19 protein-coding genes are annotated in these 21920 nt (G+C 48.8%); 1 reads left to right on the forward strand and 18 read right to left on the reverse strand.

The features are described 5' to 3' along the window. Positions 1–190: 190 nt before the first annotated feature. The 14 genes from BCOA_RS34215 to yfmF all read right to left on the reverse strand — a co-directional run bounded on the left by BCOA_RS34215 (position 191) and on the right by yfmF (position 15183). Complete coding sequence (locus BCOA_RS34215; RefSeq protein WP_014098497.1) at positions 191–1462, reverse strand: peptidase U32 family protein; 1272 nt, start codon at positions 1460–1462, stop codon at positions 191–193. A 10-nt stretch (positions 1463–1472) separates the two neighbouring features. Beyond that, a complete protein-coding gene (locus tag BCOA_RS34220) occupies positions 1473–2384 on the reverse strand; it encodes a peptidase U32 family protein (protein ID WP_014098498.1) in 912 nt (303 codons plus the stop codon). A 189-nt stretch (positions 2385–2573) separates the two neighbouring features. Further along, positions 2574–2834, reverse strand: a complete 261-nt coding sequence (spoVS, locus tag BCOA_RS34225; protein WP_014098499.1) for a stage V sporulation protein SpoVS — start codon at positions 2832–2834, stop codon at positions 2574–2576. 374 nt (positions 2835–3208) lie between these two features. Next, positions 3209–4009 carry a TIGR00282 family metallophosphoesterase gene (locus BCOA_RS34230; RefSeq protein ID WP_014098500.1) on the reverse strand — a complete coding sequence of 267 codons (801 nt, stop codon included), beginning with the start codon at positions 4007–4009 and terminating at the stop codon, positions 3209–3211. An 86-nt stretch (positions 4010–4095) separates the two neighbouring features. Next, positions 4096–5658, reverse strand: a complete 1563-nt coding sequence (gene rny, locus BCOA_RS34235) for a ribonuclease Y (protein WP_014098501.1) — start codon at positions 5656–5658, stop codon at positions 4096–4098. Positions 5659–6140: 482 nt separating this feature from the next. Continuing rightward, a complete protein-coding gene (recA, locus tag BCOA_RS34240; RefSeq protein WP_014098502.1) occupies positions 6141–7208 on the reverse strand; it encodes a recombinase RecA in 1068 nt (355 codons plus the stop codon). A gap of 267 nt (positions 7209–7475) precedes the next feature. Beyond that, entirely contained in the window at positions 7476–8708 is a 1233-nt protein-coding gene (locus BCOA_RS34250) for a competence/damage-inducible protein A (protein ID WP_014098503.1), read from the reverse strand. Positions 8709–8871: 163 nt separating this feature from the next. Further along, positions 8872–9450: a CDP-diacylglycerol--glycerol-3-phosphate 3-phosphatidyltransferase gene (pgsA, locus tag BCOA_RS34255; RefSeq protein ID WP_014098504.1), complete on the reverse strand. Its 579-nt coding sequence runs from the start codon at positions 9448–9450 to the stop codon at positions 8872–8874. 56 nt (positions 9451–9506) lie between these two features. Beyond that, entirely contained in the window at positions 9507–10412 is a 906-nt protein-coding gene (locus BCOA_RS34260) for a helix-turn-helix domain-containing protein (RefSeq protein WP_017551555.1), read from the reverse strand. 16 nt (positions 10413–10428) lie between these two features. After that, a complete protein-coding gene (locus BCOA_RS34265; protein ID WP_014098506.1) occupies positions 10429–11220 on the reverse strand; it encodes a DUF3388 domain-containing protein in 792 nt (263 codons plus the stop codon). Positions 11221–11417: 197 nt separating this feature from the next. After that, positions 11418–11678 (reverse strand): DUF3243 domain-containing protein, encoded by a 261-nt coding sequence (locus BCOA_RS34270; protein ID WP_013859159.1) that lies wholly within the window; start codon positions 11676–11678, stop codon positions 11418–11420. A 183-nt stretch (positions 11679–11861) separates the two neighbouring features. Beyond that, positions 11862–12584 (reverse strand): elongation factor P 5-aminopentanone reductase, encoded by a 723-nt coding sequence (ymfI, locus tag BCOA_RS34275; protein ID WP_017551554.1) that lies wholly within the window; start codon positions 12582–12584, stop codon positions 11862–11864. Between the two features lie 37 nt (positions 12585–12621). Next, the gene (gene yfmH / locus BCOA_RS34280) at positions 12622–13908 is read right to left on the reverse strand and encodes an EF-P 5-aminopentanol modification-associated protein YfmH (RefSeq protein WP_014098508.1); all 1287 of its coding nucleotides are present in this window, start codon (positions 13906–13908) and stop codon (positions 12622–12624) included. Continuing rightward, a complete protein-coding gene (yfmF, locus tag BCOA_RS34285; RefSeq protein ID WP_014098509.1) occupies positions 13909–15183 on the reverse strand; it encodes an EF-P 5-aminopentanol modification-associated protein YfmF in 1275 nt (424 codons plus the stop codon). A 410-nt stretch (positions 15184–15593) separates the two neighbouring features. Between yfmF and BCOA_RS34290 the strand changes: the two genes are divergently transcribed. Continuing rightward, positions 15594–16817, forward strand: coding sequence for an IS110 family transposase (locus tag BCOA_RS34290; protein WP_013858393.1), 1224 nt, complete (start codon positions 15594–15596; stop codon positions 16815–16817). Positions 16818–17145: 328 nt separating this feature from the next. Here the strand turns inward: BCOA_RS34290 and BCOA_RS34295 are convergent, their stop codons facing one another. The 4 genes from BCOA_RS34295 to BCOA_RS34310 all read right to left on the reverse strand — a co-directional run bounded on the left by BCOA_RS34295 (position 17146) and on the right by BCOA_RS34310 (position 21906). Further along, entirely contained in the window at positions 17146–18105 is a 960-nt protein-coding gene (locus BCOA_RS34295; protein ID WP_014098510.1) for an ABC transporter permease, read from the reverse strand. Position 18106: 1 nt separating this feature from the next. Next, positions 18107–19150 carry an ABC transporter permease gene (locus BCOA_RS34300; RefSeq protein WP_014098511.1) on the reverse strand — a complete coding sequence of 348 codons (1044 nt, stop codon included), beginning with the start codon at positions 19148–19150 and terminating at the stop codon, positions 18107–18109. Continuing rightward, a complete protein-coding gene (locus BCOA_RS34305) occupies positions 19143–20678 on the reverse strand; it encodes an ABC transporter ATP-binding protein (protein ID WP_014098512.1) in 1536 nt (511 codons plus the stop codon). The genes BCOA_RS34300 and BCOA_RS34305 overlap by 8 nt, the downstream gene beginning before the upstream one ends. A gap of 163 nt (positions 20679–20841) precedes the next feature. Then, the gene (locus BCOA_RS34310) at positions 20842–21906 is read right to left on the reverse strand and encodes a BMP family lipoprotein (protein WP_014098513.1); all 1065 of its coding nucleotides are present in this window, start codon (positions 21904–21906) and stop codon (positions 20842–20844) included. Between the last annotated feature and the right edge of the window lie 14 nt (positions 21907–21920).

Genomic DNA, 21920 nt, shown 5'->3' on the forward strand with positions numbered 1-21920 from the left:
TGAAAAACTCAGAATTCAGGAAAAGCAGTCGCGGGAGTTCGGAGGGGTAGGGGGAAAAACGGAAAGTTTCTTATGCAATATTGCATAGTTTCACCTGTTTTGCATACCATTGGAAGGCAAATTGACGAAAGCCGGGGATGCAAAAACGGCGGGAACGTATTTTTGTATCCCGCCGTTTTGAGGTAAATTTTCATTCACTTGGAGCCTGTCCAGGAAAGTTTGAAAAGCGTGCCGTACTCACCGGCATTTTGCGTATCCGCATCAAATCATAAGGTTTTACAGGATGGTCGACGATTGTTTTCACGGTCATCATCGCATTCGGGGCACGTTCAATGCACTTGCCGTCTTCATCCCAAAGCTTGCGGATGGTTTGGGTGAAACGGGCAAATCCCGGCCCGTAAAACTCCACTTCTTCCCCTGTCGTAAAATGGTTGCGCTGTTCAAGCGTGGCGATTTTTGTAGCCGGATCGTAATCCAAAACACGGGCAGCGAAAGTATATTTCGGAATTTTGCGGGGGCGCCCGAACAGTTGCTGGTGGGCATCCGGTTCCCCAAAGTAAAAACCGGTGGCCAGTTCCCGTTGTGCCACTTTCCAAATTTCTTCCTCCCACGCCGGGTCAAAAACAAAATGGTCCGGATCTTCACAATAGGCATCGACAATCGCCCGGTACACATTCGCCACAGTCGAAACATAGTGGATCGACTTCATTCTGCCTTCAATTTTAAAACTTCCCACACCCGCTTCAATCAATTCCGGCACGTGATGGATCATCGTAAGGTCCACCGCACTCATGGAAAACGGCTCGCCGCCAGCTGTTAAGATGTCGGCTCCTTCATTTTCAAACAAGTCATATTTCCAACGGCATGACTGGGCGCATCCGCCGCGGTTTGCATCGCGGTTCGCCATATGATTGGACAGTACGCAACGCCCGGAATACGAAATGCACATCGCCCCCTGTACAAACGCCTCTATTTCCATACCGGTATTTTTCCGGATTTCGCGGATTTCTTCAAGGCTGACTTCGCGGGCCAGGACCACCCTTTCGACCCCTTCCTGCTCCCAGAACTGAAGCGCTTTGTAATTTGTTGCAGAAGCCTGGGTCGACAAATGGACGGCAAGGCCGGGCGCCTCTTCCATACAAATGGTGATAAAACCCGGGTCGGAGATGATGACAGCGTCAATCCCGATCTCCTTTAATGTGCGGAAAAAATCCCCTGCCCCTTCATCATCGCCTTCATGGCCGACCATATTTGCAGCTACATACACTTTTGCGCCGCGGGCATGCGCAAAGCGGACCCCTTCCTTCATTTCGTCATACGTAAAATTGCCGGCTCTTGAACGCAAGCCGTAAGCCTGTCCGCCAATATATACGGCATCCGCGCCATAGCGGACGGCGATTTCCAGTTTTTCAAGATTTCCGGCCGGCGCAAGCACTTCCGGTTTTTTGATGATGTTTCGCATATTCTCCCTCCTACTGTACTTCATCCGGCTGCCGCAGGAAAAACCCCGTGCCAAGCTTCCGCGTTTCCGGCTGCAATTGCAAAAGCTCAGCTGAAAAACGCGCCGCATCAAAAGTGCCGGACAGCACCGCTTCTTTTGCCCGGACATAAAGGGCGGCAATATCCGTAAAGGTTTCCCCTTCGGCCAAAATGCCGTCGAGTTTCCACGTATCCAGCCCCGCCCTGTGCAGATCCGGCAAATACCGAATGAGCGCAATGTCTTCTGCGGAAAAAATATGGGTGCCATTTTCATCCTCAAAAAGCGGATACTGATTTTCCCTGTCTTTTTTCTCGCTGATGCTGAGCCTGTCACGGACAGTTGTGCCGGCATTAAGATGCGCAAATTGGGTGTAATTCGAAAGCAAGCGGCGCTTCGAGTGGTGGATGCATGTCGGGCCGTATACTTGTACCTCGACGGGTTGCTTGATTTGCGCCTGTATCTCTTTTAATTCAATAAAAGTACATTCGCGCGCCGCCACGGCCCCTATTGCCCCGCGTTTGAGCCAGAACTTTATCTGGTTTGCCGATGTGACAAGCGTCTGTGCATCGTAAATATAAGGCAGATTCAGTTTCATTTCTTTTAAGAGCTGTATCACGCCCGGATCCCCGGCAGTAATCGCATCCACTCCCGCTTTTTCAAGTGATAACAAATATTCCGGAAGCGCCTCTATATGGCCGTTATGCATCAATCCGTTAACGGCTGTATACACTTTTCTATTCTGCCGGTGTGCAAACTTTGTAATGTCGCCTATGTCTTCAAGCGTGATATGGCCGGGCATGCGCAAGCCGAAACGGTTCCCCCCGATATAGAGGGTATCCACTCCGGCCGCAATCAGCGCTTCAGCCTGCCCGGACGATTCAGCAGTAGCAATGATATGGATCAACTTCCACCCCTCCTTCAGCCACTTTTCAGGCTGCAGTAAAAAAGGCGCAAAGATAAAGCGCGCCACGATTTTACTTTATCACGTGGACGGGTTCTTTTTGCTGATAAAGTATGACAGTTTCCGCAAACCTTTTTTCCATACAAAAAAAAGCTGTCTGCTTCTGCAAACAGCGTTTCTTTTCAATCTATATCAGCGGGGTTCAATGATGAGTTTAATAGCGGTTCTTTCTTCTCCTTCAATCTGAATATCCGTGAAAGCCGGGATGCAAATTAAATCCACACCGCTCGGGGCCACAAACCCTCTTGCGATGGCAACGGCTTTTACAGCCTGATTAATGGCGCCCGCCCCGATCGCCTGGATTTCCGCCCCCCCTCTTTCACGAAGAACACCGGCAAGTGCACCAGCTACAGAATTAGGATTAGATTTTGCTGAAACTTTTAATATTTCCATTCCTTCTCCTCCTTGTCTCCTTCCGTTAACCGAATGTCCGTTCAGAGTGACGATTCATGTTCGAACGTGAAGTATCTCTTGCCCGTTTCCAGCCCGGCCTTTTCCCGGCTTCGCTGGAAACGGGGCGGCTGTCCGAAACAATCCGGCAGCCGCCCCGCATATAGGCTACTGATTTTCCTGCTTGTCGTGCGGGCTTTCGTGAACGTCTCTTGCTCAAAAAAACTCCGGGGAGCTGCCCCCCGCACAGCGGGAAAAATCATTTCACTGCTACTATATTCCTTTGTTCTGCGAGTTATGCCATCCTTCATAAGCACCGGTACATAAAAAGAGGCGCTGTCCTGCCCGGCACCCATCCGGAAAAAGAAAAAACCCGTTTATTCAGAGATAAACGGGTGGTCTTCATTAATTAAAATGTTCTGGATCGTTGCGGCTTTGCCTGTTTTTTTATCAAGGCTGATGATGCATCCGCTTAATATTTTCCTTCCCGATTTCGGCACTTCAAAACGGACAGGAAGCGAAGTCAGGAATTTTTTCATTACCGCTTCTTTGTCCATGCCGAGAATGGCATCGTACGGCCCGGTCATGCCGGCATCGGTCAGATAGGCTGTACCGTTTGGCAAAATTCTTGCATCCGCGGTTTGCACATGCGTATGCGTCCCGATCACGGCAGACACTTTGCCGTCGAGAAACCAGCCCATCGCCTGCTTTTCGCTTGTCGTTTCGGCATGAAAATCAACAAAGATAAAATGAGTTCTTTTTCTTGCCAGTGCCACCATCTCTTCTGCTTTCCGGAACGGGTCATCGAGCGCGTTCATAAACGTTCTGCCCTGCAGGTTGATGACTGCAAACTCCGTTCCTTCCGCTTTGATCAACGCCATCCCTTTTCCCGGGGTCCCGTCCGGAAAATTGGCCGGGCGCACCATCCATTTTGCATCCTCAATAAAGTCGAAAATCTCTTTGTTGTCCCATGCATGGTTTCCGAGCGTGATGATATCCGCACCTGCATCCAGCAGGCCGCGGTAAATATTTTTGGTAATCCCACGCCCGCCGGCTGCATTTTCCCCGTTTACGATGGTCAAATGCGGCCTGTATTTCGCCTTTAACTTCGGCAAATATTCATTCACCATCTCACGCCCTAATGACCCTACAACATCCCCTATAAATAAAATCTTCATGCAATAAATCCTTTCTATGCTTTGTAAAACAATCTTTATTTTCTTTTCAAAACGTTAAAGAAAATAAGCGGTGAACACGTCACCGCTTATTTTGCATATTCAACAGCCCGCGTTTCCCGAATAACCGTTACTTTAATATGGCCCGGATAATCCAGCTCATTTTCAATTTTTTTGCGGATATCACGTGCCAGGCGATGAGCTTCCAGGTCGTCGATCTGTTCCGGTTTCACCATAATGCGTACTTCTCTCCCCGCCTGGATCGCGAACGATTTTTCAACACCGTCATACGATTCGGCGATTTCCTCCAGCTTTTCAAGCCGTCTGATGTAATGCTCAAGCGTTTCGCTGCGCGCCCCAGGCCGTGCAGCGGATAAAGCATCAGCGGCAGCGACAAGCACCGCGATAACAGAGGTCGGTTCCGTATCGCCATGGTGAGAAGCAATACTGTTAATGACCACCGGATGTTCTTTGTATTTGGTTGCGAGTTCGACGCCAATTTGCACATGGCTTCCTTCTACTTCATGGTCTACCGCTTTTCCGATATCATGAAGCAGACCGGCACGGCGGGCAAGGATTTCATCTTCCCCGAGTTCGGCAGCCAGCAATCCGGAAAGGAATGCGACTTCTATCGAGTGCTTGAGGACATTTTGCCCGTAGCTCGTGCGGAATTTTAACCGGCCAAGAATTTTGATTAAGTCCGGATGGAGGCCATGGACACCAACTTCAAAAGTGGTTTGTTCCCCCACTTCGCGTATATGTTCATCCACTTCCCGCCTTGCTTTTTCAACCATTTCTTCAATGCGGGCCGGATGGATGCGGCCGTCTTGAACCAGTTTTTCCAGTGCAATGCGTGCCGTTTCCCGGCGCACTGGATCGAATCCCGAAAGAATCACCGCTTCCGGCGTATCATCGATGATCAGGTCAATCCCGGTCAGCGTTTCAAGTGTCCGGATATTGCGGCCTTCCCTTCCGATGATGCGGCCTTTCATTTCATCATTCGGCAGGTTGACAACCGATACCGTTGTTTCAGCAACATGCTCGGCTGCACACCGCTGAATGGCCAGCGAAAGAATGCTTTTCGCCTTTTTATCGGCTTCTTCTTTTGCCCTTGTTTCCGCTTCCTTTACCTTAACGGCAATGTCATGGGAAAGCTCGTTTTCCAGTTTTTCAATAATGATGGCTTTCGCCTGTTCGCGATTGAGGCCCGAGATTCTTTCCAGCTCAGACTCCTGCTCGTTAACCATCTCCTCCAATTTGCTTTCCATCTCTTCAATATGTTGTTGTCTCAGGTTTAAAGAATCCTCTTTCTTTTCAAGCATCGATTCACGCTTATCGAGCGATTCATCTTTGCGATCGAGGTTCTCTTCCTTTTGCAATAAGCGGTTTTCCTGTCTTTGCAATTCATTTCTTCGTTCACGCAATTCCCGTTCCATATCCGTACGAAGTTTATGATTTTCATCCTTCGCTTCAAGCAGGGCTTCTTTTTTCAGGCGATCAGCTTCGCGTTTTGCTTCATCAACGATCTGATCTGCCGCATTTTTCGCCCCTGCAATTTTCGCTTCATAAATTGATCTCCGGATGAAATAGCCAACAACCACACCGACGATAAGGACAAGCAAAAGGGAGATGATCCATATGAGAGACTCCATCAATCTCACCTCCTCTTGCTATGAACTTCTTCTACGTTAAAAATGTCGGCTGTTACATTAATCCTTAGGTTTACAGTATACAGCGCCTGGCTTAAAAAGTAAAACGTTGATCCCGGGGCAAGCCCCTCCGGTGTATATGCATGAAAACCCAATCATGCGTTTCGTCCCGGTCCGGCTGAAGACAAGGATGGTTCCATCAGCCGCATGCGGAAAAGCCGCCGGATGAAAAAACCGGCCCCCCTTCCGGAAACTTCCGGGAGGATTTGCTTTCCGTACAGGAGAAAGTCATTTTTAGAAAAATAAAATATACATATTAATTTTAAAGGTGGGAATTTTTATTGTCAAGTGAAGCGGAAAGATTGCCATTGTAAATTTGTGTTGATTCCTCTCCGCCATGCAGATTTTGTGGCGCAAAAAAGTGCGGTAAATGGACGGCAAAAAGCGCCTGGACGCGGTCAGCATTTCAGGCGCTTATACACCGGTTACTCCAAATTTAATTCTTCCTGTCCTTCCACAGCTTCTTGTTCATCTATAGCTTTCTCGGTTTCATGGGAACCGGCATCTTCTGTCAGGTCGTAATGTTCCCGGATTTTTGCGGCAATCTCGTTTTTCAGATCCGCATTTTCCTTTAAAAATTGCTTCGCATTTTCACGCCCCTGGCCGAGCCGCTCGCCGTTATAAGCATACCAGGCCCCGCTTTTTTGGATGATGTCAAGGTCGCTTCCCATATCGACGATCTCGCCTTCTTTTGAGATCCCCTCGCCGTACATAATATCCACTTCTGCCGTTTTAAACGGAGGCGCTACTTTGTTTTTGACAACCTTGATTTTCGTTTTGTTGCCGACAATGTCGCTCCCTTGTTTGATCTGTTCGGCACGGCGCACTTCAAGGCGCACGGATGAGTAGAATTTGAGCGCACGGCCGCCCGGTGTGACTTCAGGATTACCGAACATTACGCCGACTTTTTCCCGGATTTGGTTAATGAAAATCGCAATCGTGTTCGATTTGTTGATTGCACCCGATAATTTCCGCAGCGCCTGGGACATCAGCCGTGCCTGGAGGCCGACGTGGGAATCGCCCATTTCCCCTTCAATTTCCGCTCTCGGCACAAGCGCAGCAACGGAGTCAACGACCACAATATCCACTGCGCCGCTGCGGACGAGCGCTTCCGCAATTTCCAGCGCCTGTTCGCCCGTATCCGGCTGGGACAGGAGCAGCTCATCAATATTGACACCGAGCTTTTGGGCATAAACCGGGTCAAGTGCATGTTCCGCATCAATAAACGCCGCTTGTCCACCCTGTGCCTGGACTTCCGCAATCGCATGCAGGGCAACCGTTGTTTTACCAGAACTTTCAGGGCCGTATATTTCAATGACGCGGCCGCGCGGGTAACCGCCGACACCAAGGGCAATATCAAGCGCAAGCGAACCGGTCGGGATCGTGGAGACAACCCGGTCGGTCTGCTCGCCCAACCGCATAATGGAACCCTTACCAAATTGCTTTTCTATTTGTTTCAGAGCCTTGTCTAAGGCTTCTTGACGATCATTCACAAAATTTCCTCCTTTTATTCATTCCAAACTCTCGAAAGCAATGAATCTATATCTATACTATACCCGTTTTTTCTTTGTTTGCCAAGCAAAATCTCGAACGCTCATTCGTCTCTTTTTTGCAAAAATCCGGCAAAAAAATGGGGTTTTCCCCCTGTAAAAATGAAAATTCCCCCGGCAAAAAGAGCCGAAAATTGAATTTTTGGCAAACAAATTTTTTTATAAAAAGGCCGCTTCCGTCACTTGCCATGAGCAGAAGCGGCTTTCGACCTAAAGCAGTTTCAGCAAATGCCAGCAGCCGTATTTCACCGATCGCGTGCGGATGTTGTTGCGGGATCCGGGAAGTTCCAACAGATAAGTGGCAGTTTCTTTCCCTTTTATCGCAATGCCGATCCACACGGTTCCCGGCGGATGGCCTTCAAGGGAGTCCGGGCCAGCCACGCCTGTAAAACTGATGCCAATGTCGGCATCCATAATGCTGCGGATATTTTCCGCCAGTTCTTTTGCACACTGGCTGCTGACGGCGCCGTACTTGTCAAGCGTTTCTTTTTTCACTTTGGCAAGCTTCATCTTCGCTTCGTTTGAATAGACGACAACGCCGCCTTTCAACATTGTGCTGACACCCTGGATGGACGCCATTTCCGCTGCAAATTTGCCGGCAGTCAGACTTTCCGCGCAGGCAAGCGTCAGCTGTTTTTTCGAAAGCTTTTCGAGCAGGGCCTCCATTAATGTCATATCATTATAACCGTAAAAATACGATCCGGCAATTTGCATAATCTCTTTTTCCACTTGATCGATCATTTCGTTCGCCGTTTCCGCCGACTGGTGTTTCGCCGTAATCCTAAGTGTCACTTCCCCTTCTTTCGCAAGCGGAGCGACAGTCGGATTGGTTTGGCTATCCAATATATGGCGGATTTCTGTTTCCAGCTGGGATTCGCCGATCCCGAAGAAGCGGAGAACGCGCGATTCGATTTTTTCGATCGTTTCCAGTTCTTCCTGGATTGCGGGGCTGGCGTAATGGATAAACATCGGTTCCAGTTCATGCGGCGGGCCGGGCAGCAGCATATAATAATGGTTTCCGCTTTTGGCCAGCATGCCCGGCGCCATACCGTGGTCATTCGGAAACACTTTTGAACCTTCGATGACCAGTGCCTGCTTTTTGTTGTTTTCCGTCATTTTTCGTTTTGTACGGATAAAAAACTGTTCGATGGAGCGCATGGCATCTTCGTTTGTCACCAGTTTTTTTTCGATGTGCGATGCAATCGTTTCTTTTGTTAAATCATCCTTTGTCGGACCGAGCCCACCAGTAAAAATCAATAGATCGGCGCGGCCCTCCGCTGTCCGGATTGCCGCTTCGAGCCGCTCTGCGTTATCGCCGACAACGGTCTGGTAGTACACATCCACGCCGATCTCCGCCAATTGTGCGGCAATAAATGTGGCATTTGTATTGGTGATCTGGCCAAGCAAAAGTTCCGAACCGACTGCAATAATTTCGGCATTCACTTTCCATTCCTCCCTTTCTTTTAAAGCAAAAAAACGAACACATGACGGCGCAATCCAGGCCGCCAATCCACCCGAAGCAATGGCTGCCTTTTTCTCCCGTGCCGGATTAGCACAAGCCACTGGCGGGCAAAAAAGCAGTGAAAGGCTGCCTTTCACTGCATGGTTATTTCGAGCGGGCAAGTACGCCCCGGTTTAAATAGAAATAATCAGCACCTGACCAGATGGTAAAGATGAGCGCCACCCACAAAGCGACCAGATCCATGCGGAAAGAGAGCGCCGAAAACGGGAAGTTATGCAACAGCAATAAAAGGATGGCAATGATTTGCGTCCATGTTTTGATTTTCCCAAGCATATTGGCTGCTGCTACTTCCCCGCCCTCTGCTAAAATCAGTCGCAAGCCTGTCACGGCAAACTCGCGGGCAATGATTACGACAACAATCCATGCCGGCGCCAGCTTGAGCCCAACGAGCAAAATAAACGCCGTTGAAACAAGCAGTTTGTCCGCAAGCGGATCGAGAAATTTCCCGAAGTTGGTAACGAGATTGTATTTGCGGGCATAGTGGCCGTCGATCCAGTCTGTCATAGAGGCAATGGCAAAAATCACCGCACCGACAAAATGGGTGACCGGAATTTTGGCTCCCAGCCAATCAAAGGTGCCCCAATCGAACGGCACCGCCATGATGAGTAAAAAAACAGGGATTAAACATACACGTGATACAGTAATTTTATTCGGCAAATTCACTGGCTTTTCCTCCAACTGTCTATATATTTTCCAAAGAAAAAGCCTTAAAACAAGGCTTATTTCGTTTGTGACCCGTTAAACTGGACGATCATATCCTGGCGTACTTCTTTGGATGCCGGAATATTGTATTTTAGTTTTTTGCCATTGATATACACTTCCGTATTGACGGTGTTTCCGACCGTGATCGTGACTTGTTTTTGTTTTGACAGATCCGCTGTCCGGCTGTCCCCGTCATTCAGCAATTGTTGAAAGTTCGTTGAACCGTCGCTGTTTTTCACCTGTACCCATGACCGTCCGCCGTTTGCTTTCAGTTCAAGTTTGAACTGGTTGGTGCCGGCCAGTTTATAGGTGGTCGTGTACCCGCTTGAAGATACGGTTTCCAGTTTTTGGGCTGTTTTCTTCGTTTTCGAGGCCGGTTTTTTTGACGTTTTCGCCGCCTTTTTTTCGGAAGAGCTGCCGGTGTTTTTGCCGGATGACACCTTTTCAGCCGATTTGACGTTTTCTTTTTGTACGCTCACATCGCCGGAAGCCCCGCTGTTTAACTTTTCCTTTGTGTTGTGACCGGCAAACTTATATACGACAAACCAAAGCAAAAATAAAATCGCGATGATGGCGGCGACCACAAGGATCCTTGGCAGCACGTTCATCATCTTGACGGTATCCGGTGCGGCCCTTTTGGAGGACGTCTGCACCCGCGAAAGTTGCTCGGGAAATTCTTCCTGTTCCGTACGGGGGATGTCGCTCTGGTACTCTTCAAATAAAGTTTCCGGATCAAGCCCGACTGCCTCGGCATACTGCTTAATAAATGCCCGGACGTAAAATTTTCCAGGCATTGAATCATAATTTCCTTCTTCAATGTTTTTCAAATATCTTTTTTGGATCTTGGTCATCTCCTGCAAATCATCCAGGCTGATGCCCTTTTCTTTCCTTGCTTCTTTTAAACGATTCCCTAATTCCGTCATGGTAACACCTGCCAATCTAGTAATCAAATCCTCCAAATTCGCCTTGAAACATCCGGTTTTGCTGGAGTAAGTCATATGTAATTTCCTGTGACGGGTCTTCTCTCAACTCAATAATGTAATCAAAATCATCAAGCGTGTATTCCGAACGCTGCACGAAAATATCCGGGTGTTCCACCACTTTAACAGCCGGAAGCCGCATGATTTCACGGATCAGCTGCCAGTGCCGTTCGTTTCCCCTCTCAGCGGATACGACGCCATCCAGGATAAAAATATTGTTTGCATTGTATTCATCCTCAATCAGACTACTTCTCACCGTCTGTTTGATCATCGTGGAGGAGAGAAAAATCCACTTTTTATTGGCGCACACGCTTGCAGCCACAATCGATTCTGTTTTTCCGACGCGCGGCATCCCGCGAATGCCAATCAGCTTATGGCCTTCCTGTTTAAAATGCTCGGCCATAAAATCGACCAGAATCCCGAGATCATCGCGCACAAAGCGGAATGTTTTCCGGTCGTCATGATCGCGCTGGATATACCTTCCGTGCCGGACTGCAAGCCTGTCCCTGAGCTTGGATTCCCTGATTTTCGTTACTTTTATCGTTTCCACTGTTCGCAATATCGATTCGAGCCGGCCGATCTGTTCTTCATTTTTGACAAACAGCAGCAAGCCTCGTTTTTTATGGTCAACGCCGTTAATGCTTCTGATATTGATCGCTAACATGCCCAAGAGAGAGGAAATATCACCCAACAGCCCCGGCCGGTTGATCGTGATTTCATATTCCAAGTACCACTCTTTCCTGTCATCCACCCATAACCCCTCCCGAAATCCGGATCCAAACGAACATATCTAGGTTATATGATATATGATTTTACATCAATAAGGAAGCGAAAGCTCTAAAAATCGTGAATTTTGTCGTGACATGAAAAAACCGGCGGCATCAGCCAAACAACCGGCTTTTCTTGTAAAAAAGCAGCCAATTGTTATCATGATGCGCCGGTATTTCTTTATGACTGGGTACCGTTATTTTGAACGAGTTTTACCATTACATTGGCAATGGCTTGCTGTTCTTCCTGCGATGCCACTGACCATAAGTCAGCAAGAACGCGTTCCTGTTCATTTTTCGGATCTACTTGTGCGGCCAAATAATCGCCGACCTGCTCAGCAAGTTTGTTAATCGTTTCCTGGGGCATCCCCTGTTGCTTTGCCTGGTTGAGGCGGTCCCCCAAAAAGTTTTTCCATTGGTCCCAGTTTTCGAATACGTTCATGTCACAGCCTCCTTTCAAGTTGTTCAACCTTAGTTTGTGACCCGGCGTGGAAGGCTATGCATGGAAAATGGAACCCGTGCTTCTTTCAAGGCACCAGCCGGGCAAAACGGTGTGCTGTTGCCCTTTTTTGGTTAATCCGCGAAAAAACAAAGAGGATTCCTTTGCAACTTTCTCCAGGCGGGACTACATATACCAGCCCCCATTGACGCCAATCGTCTGGCCGGTGATGTAATTGCTTTTTTCCGAGAGCAGGAAAGAAACCGCGCCGGCAATTTCTTCCGGTTTGGCAAGCCGGCCGAGCGGGATGTCCGCTTCGAGATCCGAAATTTCTTCCGGCGCAAACCTTGAAAGCATATTGGTGCCAACCGCCCCGGGCGCGACCGCATTCACCCGTACGCCGCTTCTTGCCGTTTCTTTGGCGAGCGCTTTTACAAATGCGATCTGTGCGCCTTTCATCGCCGAATATACGGCTTCGCACGCCGCGCCTGCCTGTCCCCAGATTGAACTGACAAGCACAATGTGTGAAACCGCATTTTGCCGCAATTTGGGCAACAGCTGCCTGATGATCAGAAGCGGCGCCTTCACATGAATCCGGTAAAGCTTGTCAATGGCTGCCTCATCGATATCCGAAAGCAGCCCGTAGTGGGAAATGCCGGCCGCATGGATGATCGCATCGAGATGAAAAACATTTTCTGCAATCGTTTTTACGGTGCCGTCCGTTGCAAGATCGGCGCGGATCGGGATCGCTTCCGCCCCGAAATGCCGGCAAATGGAAAGCAGTTCTTTGATGGCCGCTTCATTTTGATGGTAATGCAAATACAAATTCCATCCTTCTTTTGCCAGCATTTCAGCTGTTGCCTTCCCGATGCCGCCACTCGCACCCGTAATCAACGCAAACTTTTTCAATTTTCTCCCCCACTTAAAAACCCGGGAGAGTCCCGGGTTATTTCGGTAAAACTTGGCAAACGGTAAACCGTTCTTCTTCAAAAAAAGCTTCCGCCGTTTCCAGCACATCACTGAACCGGATTTGTTCAAGCGCAGGGACGACGTCAAATAAATTCATATCATTAAACGCATATCTTGTAAACTGGTTGGCGATAAATTCAGGTGAATTCAGCTGGCGCAGGAATCCCCCAATTTTTTTCTTTTTCGTCCGTTCAAGCGCTTCTTCCGCCAAACCTTTTCCTTCTTTTGCCGCAATCATCACCTCTTTCAGCCGTTTTGCCAAAAGGTCCGGATCTTTCGTATCCCCTCCGGCCATCGCAAATCCAAATCCCTGCTCCTGGGAATAGTCAAAAGAAAAACTGGTGTCGATCAGGCCGTCATTGTACAACGCATTGTACGCATCTGAACTGCGCCCGAACAGCATGTCAAGGAGAAGATTGACCACAAGTTCGTTCTTTTGCATTTCAGCGCCGCGCTGGCTCGTATGAAGCGCCTTAACGCCAACAAGGCATTTTGGAATCTGCACATTCATATGCAATTTCTGCTCTTTTTCGGCCGCCTGTGCTGGTTCTTCCGGAAAACGCCTTTTAATCTCCGGTGCTTTTTCGTACTTTTTCTTCGCCTGGTTTTCTCTCATAAAAGAAAGAACCTCATCCGGCGATACATTTCCGACGGCAAACAGCAGCATATTGCTCGGATGATAAAATGTATGGTAACACTCGTACAATTGCTCCGCGGTGATTTTTGCAATCGAATCAACCGTCCCGGCAATGTCAATTTTTACCGGGTGGTTGGCATATAAATTTTCAATCAGGCCGTAATACAGCCGCCAGTCCGGGTTGTCATTGTACATCATGATTTCCTGGCCGATAATTCCCTTTTCTTTTTCAACCGTCTGTGCGGTAAAATACGGCGCTTGCACCATATCGACCAGCGTTTCCAGGTTTTTCATCACCTGATCGGTGCTTGAAAACAGATAGGCCGTCCGGTTAAAACTTGTAAAAGCATTGGCGGATGCGCCCTGCCGGCTGAATTGCTGAAACACATCCCCGTCTTCTTTTTCAAACATTTTATGTTCGAGAAAATGGGCAATGCCGTCCGGGACCCGCACAAAATCGCTTTTTCCAAGCGGGACAAACGTGTTGTCAACAGAACCGTATTTTGTCGTAAACGTGACAAATGTTTTGTTAAACCCGCGCTTCGGGAGCACATAGACTTTTAATCCGTTATCAAGTGTTTCACCGTAAAGCGTTTCGCCAAGCTGGCTGAATTGTTGGGTTTCCATTTATTTCCCCTCCATTCCGGACAAGAAGTAGATCGTATCGGGTTCAATTTTTGCCGCCACTTTCACAATTTCCCCTTTTCCGACTGCCTTGATTTCCCTTATCCAGTCTTCCACGCCGGTCTTGGTGCCGGCAATGACGTTATGGTACAAAATTTCAACGAGGCCGCGGGATGTATCCGTTGACTCAAGCAGCTGGTTGCGGATAACGGCTTTCGTTTGCCCGATTTCCTGCTCACTGAAATCACCGTTTTTCATTGCTTCCAGCTGTTTTTCAATAATGGAGACGGCCTTGTCAAAATTCGCGGATTCGATGCCGCTCATCACCATCATGAGCCCTTTATGGCTCTCGATCTGGCTCGCGACATAATAGCAAAGGCTTTCTTTCTCCCGTACATTCAGGAAAAGCTTGGAGTGGGAAAAACCGCCGAAAATGCCGTTAAACATCTGGAGCGGAAAATAATCGCTGTCTCCGAACGTAATATTGGTGCGGTAGCCGATATTCAGCTTGCCCTGGCGGATATCCTGCGATTCTTTGATTTTTTTGACGCTGGAGACCTTTTGAAGCGTTCTTGCGGCAGCGCGTGTCGGCTCGCGGTCCGGAAAACGCAGGCATTCGCAAATGGCCGCAAGCCGGTCTTCATCGACATCACCTGTCACAAATAAGTCCAGTTCATCTTCCCGGATGGCTTTTTGATAATATTGATAAAGATCGGCAGGCGTGATGGCGTCCACATCATCAAGAACACCGTTTGCCTGCAGTGCGTACGGCTCTCCTTTGCACATTTCTTCAATCAGCCGCATGCTTGCATACCGCATTTTATCATCGTATACAGACTGGATCCGCTGTTTCAGCACCCGTTTTTCCTTTTCCACCGTTTGGCTGTCAAACTGCCCGCCGTCTGCATGCGGGTTCAGCAAAACTTCCGCCAAAAATTCAACCCCCCGTTGGAGCAGCGGTTCTGCATCCTGCAAAAACTTTTCGTTCGCAATTTCAATCGTAAAGGTTAGAATATGGTATTCCCCTTTTTTGGCCGTATCGACATAAAAATGAGCGCCGTACAAATCATCGAGATACGCCCTTAATTTTGCGGTCGTATTCAAACGCTTCGTGCTGCTTTGAAGCACATTCGGGAGCAGGGCCCGCAGCGTAACCGTGTCTTTTTCAAGCGGTGCTTTCATTTTCCATACAAGCGTATTCGTTTTGTATTTGTCCGTTTTGATGGTATGTAGTGTGTACCCTTTCATTTTGCGAACCGTCTCTTTTGAAATGGCCATATGGATCCTCCTCGTATAATAAGTTTAAATCCAAAGTGGATGTCAATTTCCAGTTCATTCTGCTGCTCATTGACAAGTGAATATAAGATTTTGTATTCCGGGCTCGCCCGGAATACAAGTTCGGACTTGGACGCTTCGCGATGTTCCCGGATAATGGTCTTAGGATCGTTTGGGTCAATGCTTCCCCTCCTTGTAGCCTGACTACTCGAAAAGTCTGCATCCCCAGGTTCTTGCTTGAACGTCTAACCCGTAGGCCGTTCCTCCGGATCTCCGTGCTGGAAATGAGCAGTTCCAGGCAGCCCACGGCCCGGATGAGTTCTCATACGCGAGGCTGACAGATCGGCAAGCCATCTGGGGATATCCCGAAGCGTCCGATTCCATCGATCCCAATACAGAGAGGAGGAAATCATATGCCCTTATTTGTCGGTATTGACGTGAGCTCCAAAAACCTCGATGCCTGCCTGATGGATGGAATGGGGGAAACGTTGGCCACCCAAACGGTGACAAACAATCTTCCCGGTGCCTCTGAGTTAAGAGACGCCATCCTCCAACATGCGGAGGCGGATGACACCATCCAGATCGCCATGGAGGCCACATCTGTGTATAGTTGGCACCCGGCAATGTTTTTCCATGAAGATCCCGAGCTGAAACAGCGTCGTACAAAGGTGTTTACCCTGAATCCGAAGCTGGTGAGAAATTTCAAAAAGGCTTATGCCGAGATGGACAAGACCGATCCCAAAGATGCCTGGGTAATTGCGGACCGCTTGCGTTTCGGGAGATTGCCGAAATCCGTGATTCAGTCAGAACAATACCTTGCCCTTCAACGGTTAACACGGATGCGCTATCACCTGATTCAAAGTTTAACCCGGGAACAACAGGTATTTTTGAATCATCTGTTTTTCAAATTCAGTGCCTTTAACCTTGAAGTGGATACACCGGTCTTCGGCCATGCCATAACGGAATTTTTGCTTGAGGCCTATAGCCTCGATGAAATTGCCCAAATGCCTCTGGAGGACTTAGCGATGTATCTCCAGACCAAAGGCCATGGCCGCTTTAGCGATCCCGAGGATTTGGCCGCATCCATCCAAAAAGCTGCCCGGTCCTCTTACCGGCTTTCTAAATGTGTGGAGGATTCGATTGACTTGGTCCTGGGCAGTTCTATTGAGATCATCCGGCATCTTAAACGCCAAATCAAGGATTTGGATAAGGCGATTGCCCGCGTTCTTGATGGAATCCCGAATACCCTCCAGACCATTCCGGGAATAGGCCCGGTGAGCTGTGCTGGGATTCTCGCTGAAATCGGCGACATTGAGCGCTTTGACGACCAAGCCGCGATCGCAAAATTTGCTGGATTGTTCTGGCCCCGCCACCAATCGGGTGATTTTGAGGCTGATGACAAAATGCTTGCGCGTACAGGCAATCGTTATCTCCGGTATTACCTGGTTGAGGCTGCCAATCTGGTCCGGCGACACGAACCTGAGTACCGCGCCTTTTACCAAAAGAAATATCGTGAGGTGCATAAGCACTCACACAAACGCGCCCTCGTCTTAACGGCAAGAAAACTGGTGCGCCTGATCGATGCGCTGCTCCGCAACGATCAAATTTATGCGCCGAAAAAGAAGGTGACGCGATGAGGTAACCAGGTAACCATCATCGATAGCCTGAACTTGAAAACTTCCAGATTATTCCAATTATCTGGAGGCTTAGTTCAGTATTGCCATTTTTACGACATAGAGCCAACAAAATTTCCAATTCACTTGTTTTTAACCCTTGACATCACACCGTAGGACTTTTTCAACGAGCTTCGTGCCAATAGTAAAAGTATGCCTGACTAGGGGGTTGTTTAACCTGTAAATGCATTAATTTTACTATACAAGGGAGACAGGTGTCCCGGCAAGTTTTACGGCACATAAAGAAACCGGCACCAGGCGGGAAAAGCAGCCTGATGCCGGATGGAATAACCTAGCGTTCACCCTTGATATAAGGGACGCCGTCTGCTTTCGGGGCTTCCGCACGCCCGATGAATCCGGCGAGTGCCAGAATGGTCAGGACATACGGCGCAATGAGCAAATAAACGCTCGGGATTTCTTTCAAATACGGAATGCTGTTGCCAACGATGCTGAGGCTCTGTGCAAATCCGAAAAATAAAGCGGCCCCCATCGCGCCGAGCGGATTCCATTTGCCGAAAATCATCGCAGCCAGCGCCATATACCCTTGCCCTGAAATCGTCGAAGAACTGAAATTCAGGGTGATCGACTGTGCGTACACGGCCCCGCCGATTCCGCCGAATACACCGGATAAAAAGACGGCAAAGTAGCGCATTTTTACAACATTGATGCCCATCGTATCGGCCGCCATCGGATGTTCCCCGACCGAACGGAGGCGTAGGCCGAACGGCGTTTTGTAAAGGATAAACCAGACGAGAATCGCAATCAGGATGGCAATGTAAGAAGGGTATGTAATCCCCTGGAAAAACAGTTTGCCGATCCCGGGAATATGGCTGAGGCCGGGAACATCCACCTGCTGGAAATATTCGCTGATCGTATTGGTCTGGCCTTTCCCGTAAATGTTTTTGATGAGAAACATCGCGACGCCGAGCGCAAGGAAGTTAATCGCAACGCCGCTGACTGTCTGGTCGGCGCGGAAAGAAATGGATGCAGCCGCATGGATCAAGGCAAATAATCCGCCGACAAGCATCGCCACCACTACCGCGATCCACGGCGTCCAGGCGCCCAGGGCATGAGAAAACGTTAAATTAAAGACAATCGATATAAAAGCCCCCATGATCATTAACCCTTCAAGGCCGATGTTCACCACGCCGGAACGTTCGGAGAAAACGCCCCCCAAAGCAGTAAAAATAAGCGGTGCTGCAGATAGTAAAGACGCCGAAATAATGATTTCCAAAGCGGTCATAAAATGCATTTTATTTCGCCTCCCTTTTCAAACGGGCCAGGGACCATTTGATGATATAGCCGGATGCGACAAAAAGAATAATCAAAGCAATGACAATGTTGACCAGCTCATTCGGCACGTTGGCATCGACCGGCATGTTCAGCGAGCCGACTTTTAAAGCGCCGAATAAAACAGCTGCGATTAAAACGCCGGGCGCTGTATTCCCGCCGAGCAGCGCCACTGCAATACCGTCAAACCCGATGCCGGAGAAGTTAGATTGCAAAAAGGCAAAGCCGTAATTCCCGAGCCCTTCCATTGCGCCGCCGAGCCCGGCAAAAGCACCGGAGATGACCATAGAAAGGATAATGCTGCGATTCACACTCATGCCAGCGTATTCGGATGCGCTCTGGTTAAACCCGACCGATTTCAGTTCAAAGCCGAGCGTGGTCTTTTCAATGATAAACCACATCACCACAACAGCAACCAAAGAAAGGTAAATGCCATTGTGCAAAGTGGAAAAGTCAGTAATCTTCTGAAAAAACGGAGACGAAAGCGATGCCGAATGATGAATATGCGGTGTCGTATCCTGCTGTTTTGAAAGCACATTCCGGATTAAATAGTTGGATGTGTGCAGCGCAATATAATTCATCATAATGGTCACAATCACTTCGTGCACCCTGAGCCGCGCTTTCAAAAGGCCGGGAATGAATCCCCAAAATGCCCCGGCGCAGCAGGCGGCAAGTATCGCGAGCGGCAAGTGGATCACTTTTGGCAGATCAAAAGCAACGCCGACCCAGACAGCCGCAATCCACCCGACGATCAGCTGGCCTTCAGCCCCGATATTAAACAGCCCGGTCCGGAACGCAAAGGCAATGGCAAGCCCCGCAAAAATATAAGGCGTTGCAAGCCGCAGCGTTTCGCCGACGTAAAAAGCCTGGCCGAAAGCGCCGTTCCAGAGTGCAATATATCCATCCACCGGGTTATAGCCGCTGACAAGCATAATCAATGCGCCTGCCAAAAGTCCGAGAATGACAGACACGACAGGGATCAGAAGGTTCAATGTTCGGTTAGACATTGGTTTGTTCACCTTCCCTTTCTTTTTTGGAACCGGCCATCAAGAGCCCGAGCTCCTGTTCTGTCGTCTGCTTCGGATCGACAATATCAATGATGGCTCCTTCGTAGATGACGGCAATCCGGTCACTTAAGTTCATAATTTCATCCAGTTCAAACGATACAAGCAGGACAGCCTTTCCGTGGTCTCGCTGTTCAATCAGCCGCCTGTGGATAAACTCAATTGCCCCGACATCAAGCCCGCGGGTCGGCTGTGCCGCAATCAAAAGGTCCGGATCGCGGTCCACTTCACGCCCGATGATCGCTTTCTGCTGGTTTCCCCCTGAGAGCGCCCGCGCTTTTGTAAATTCGCTTGGGGTACGGACATCGAATTCTGCAATAATCGATTTTGCCTTTTTATAAATTTCTTTGTAATTTAAGATACCGTTACGGGACATTGGGTTTTTGTAATACGTTTGCAGCACCATGTTTTCCCCGATCGTATAATCGAGTACAAGCCCGTATTTATGCCTGTCCTCGGGAATATGGGAGACGCCCGCTTCCGTTACTTTGCGCGGCCTTAAGTTCGTAATGTTTTTACCGTTCAGGCGGACCGTGCCGCTGTCTGCTTTTCTGAGCCCTGTAATCGCTTCAATCAGCTCTGATTGCCCGTTACCGTCCACACCGGCAATACCGACAATTTCGCCGGCCCTGACCGTTAAATCCAGCCCTCTGACCGCTTCCACCCCGCGTGAATCTTTCACATGCAATTGCTCGATTTCAAGCACATTTTGCCCCGGGCGGCCCTCCGTTTTTTCCGTCTTGAAAAGGACATCCCGCCCGACCATTAAATGGGCGAGCTCCTGCGGGTTTGTATCTTGGACATTGAGCGTCCCGATGCCCTTCCCTTTGCGGATGACGGTAACCCTGTCGCATACTTCCATAATTTCTTTCAATTTGTGGGTAATTAAAATGATGGATTTTCCTTCCTGGATCAGCGTCTTCATGATGCCGATCAGTTCATGGATCTCCTGTGGCGTAAGCACGGCCGTTGGTTCGTCAAAAATAAGGATTTCTGCGCCCCGGTACAGCGTTTTTAAAATTTCCACCCGCTGCTGCATACCGACGGAAATATCTGAAATTTTCGCTTGCGGATCCACATCCAGCCCGTAACGGTCGGAAATTTCCCGGACTTGCTGTTCCGCTTTTTTGATATCGATGGTAAAGGATTTTTTCGGTTCCTTGCCGAGGATAATATTTTCAGTCACCGTAAACTTATCAATGAGCATAAAATGCTGATGAACCATGCCGATGCCGAGATCATTTGCGACATTCGGATCGGTAATGTTCACTTTCTGGCCGTTTACACGGATTTCTCCCTTTTCCGGCTGATACAGCCCGAAAAGCACATTCATTAACGTCGACTTTCCGGCGCCGTTTTCTCCAAGCAGCGCGTGGATTTCTCCTTTTTTTACCTGCAGGGTGATGTCATCGTTCGCAACAATTCCCGGAAATTCTTTGCGAATATGGAGCATTTCAATTACGTAATCCACCCTTTATCACTCCTTAACATTGGGGTATAAAGAAAGCAATCGTCATGGCGTCTTTAGACAGCAGCTTCGGGGAATCCGCCCTGCCTTTGTGGCTGAAATTGTTTCATTTTTTAAACATTTTTAACACGGGACCGGCAAAAACCAGTCCCGTGAGATGGATCGATTACTTCAATTTTGACGGAATGTTCACTTTCCCGTTAATGATCTTTTGTTTCCAGTCTTTCACGGCCGATTTCATTTCAGGCGTTAAATTGTCCTGTGTCGGCGCAATCCCGATGGCATCTTCTTTCAAGCCGTAAACAATATTTTTCCCACCCGGAAATTTGCCGTCCTTCGCTCTGGTCGATAAATCGATAACTGCCTTATCAACCCGTTTGACCATTGAAGTCAGTGTCACATTGTATTCCTTTCCTTTAACCGTTACCTTTCCTTCATCTGCCTGGTCGCGGTCCACACCGATCACCCAGACGTTTTTGTTCGGATCATTCTGTTTTATATTTTTCGCTTCTGTAAAGACGCCTTTCCCGCTGCCACCGGCTGCATGATAAATCACGTCGATGCCGGATTTATACATTGCTGAAGCCATCGACTGCCCTTTGCTTGCATCATCAAACGAGCCGACATATTGAATTTGCACATTTGCTTTCGGATTGGCAGCTTTGACGCCCGCACGGAACCCGGCTGCGAATTTGTTGATCAAATCGCTGTCTGTCCCACCGATAAATCCGATTTTATTGGTTTTTGTCGCCAGGCCTGCCACGACCCCGACAAGGAAGGAACCTTCTTGTTCTTTAAACGTAATGCTCGCCACATTTTTCTTTCCGGTAATGACATCGTCAATGATTGCGAAATTGGTATTTTTACGCTGATCCGCAATTTTTTCAATGGCCGGCTTCAGCTTATAGCCGACGCCGTAAACGAGGTCAAACTGGTTCCGGACGGCCGTGTTCAGATTTGTTGTGTAATCTGCATCCGATTTGGATTGCAAATAGTCAAAGCCGCCTTTACCTTTTGATAAGTGATTGTCCTTCCCGAACTGCTGCAAGCCTTCCCATGCCGACTGGTTAAAAGAACGATCGTCAATTCCGCCCGTATCGGTTACGAGTGCAACGGTGAACTTGTCCTTACCTTTGCTTGCGGAATTGTCGCTCTTTGTGCCGCATGCGCCGAGAAGCGTCCCTGCTGCCAGGACAGCGGCAAGAGCCAAACCAAATTTACGTTTTTTCACTTTTGTTCCCCCCG

Source organism: Heyndrickxia coagulans 36D1, from assembly GCF_000169195.2.
Lineage (GTDB): Bacteria > Bacillota > Bacilli > Bacillales > Bacillaceae_C > Weizmannia > Weizmannia faecalis.

Bases quoted from the DNA above. Each gene is read 5' to 3' on its own strand.
- yfmF (WP_014098509.1), bottom strand. From the start codon at position 15,183: ATGGCCATTTCAAAAGAGACGGTTCGCAAAATGAAAGGGTACACACTA.
- BCOA_RS34295 (WP_014098510.1), bottom strand. From the start codon at position 18,105: ATGCATTTTATGACCGCTTTGGAAATCATTATTTCGGCGTCTTTACTA.
- spoVS (WP_014098499.1), bottom strand. From the start codon at position 2,834: ATGGAAATATTAAAAGTTTCAGCAAAATCTAATCCTAATTCTGTAGCT.
- BCOA_RS34260 (WP_017551555.1), bottom strand. From the start codon at position 10,412: ATGACGGAATTAGGGAATCGTTTAAAAGAAGCAAGGAAAGAAAAGGGC.
- BCOA_RS34215 (WP_014098497.1), bottom strand. From the start codon at position 1,462: ATGCGAAACATCATCAAAAAACCGGAAGTGCTTGCGCCGGCCGGAAAT.
- BCOA_RS34300 (WP_014098511.1), bottom strand. From the start codon at position 19,150: ATGTCTAACCGAACATTGAACCTTCTGATCCCTGTCGTGTCTGTCATT.
- BCOA_RS34290 (WP_013858393.1), top strand. From the start codon at position 15,594: ATGCCCTTATTTGTCGGTATTGACGTGAGCTCCAAAAACCTCGATGCC.
- BCOA_RS34230 (WP_014098500.1), bottom strand. From the start codon at position 4,009: ATGAAGATTTTATTTATAGGGGATGTTGTAGGGTCATTAGGGCGTGAG.
- BCOA_RS34270 (WP_013859159.1), bottom strand. From the start codon at position 11,678: ATGAACGTATTCGAAAACTGGGACCAATGGAAAAACTTTTTGGGGGAC.
- rny (WP_014098501.1), bottom strand. From the start codon at position 5,658: ATGGAGTCTCTCATATGGATCATCTCCCTTTTGCTTGTCCTTATCGTC.
- yfmH (WP_014098508.1), bottom strand. From the start codon at position 13,908: ATGGAAACCCAACAATTCAGCCAGCTTGGCGAAACGCTTTACGGTGAA.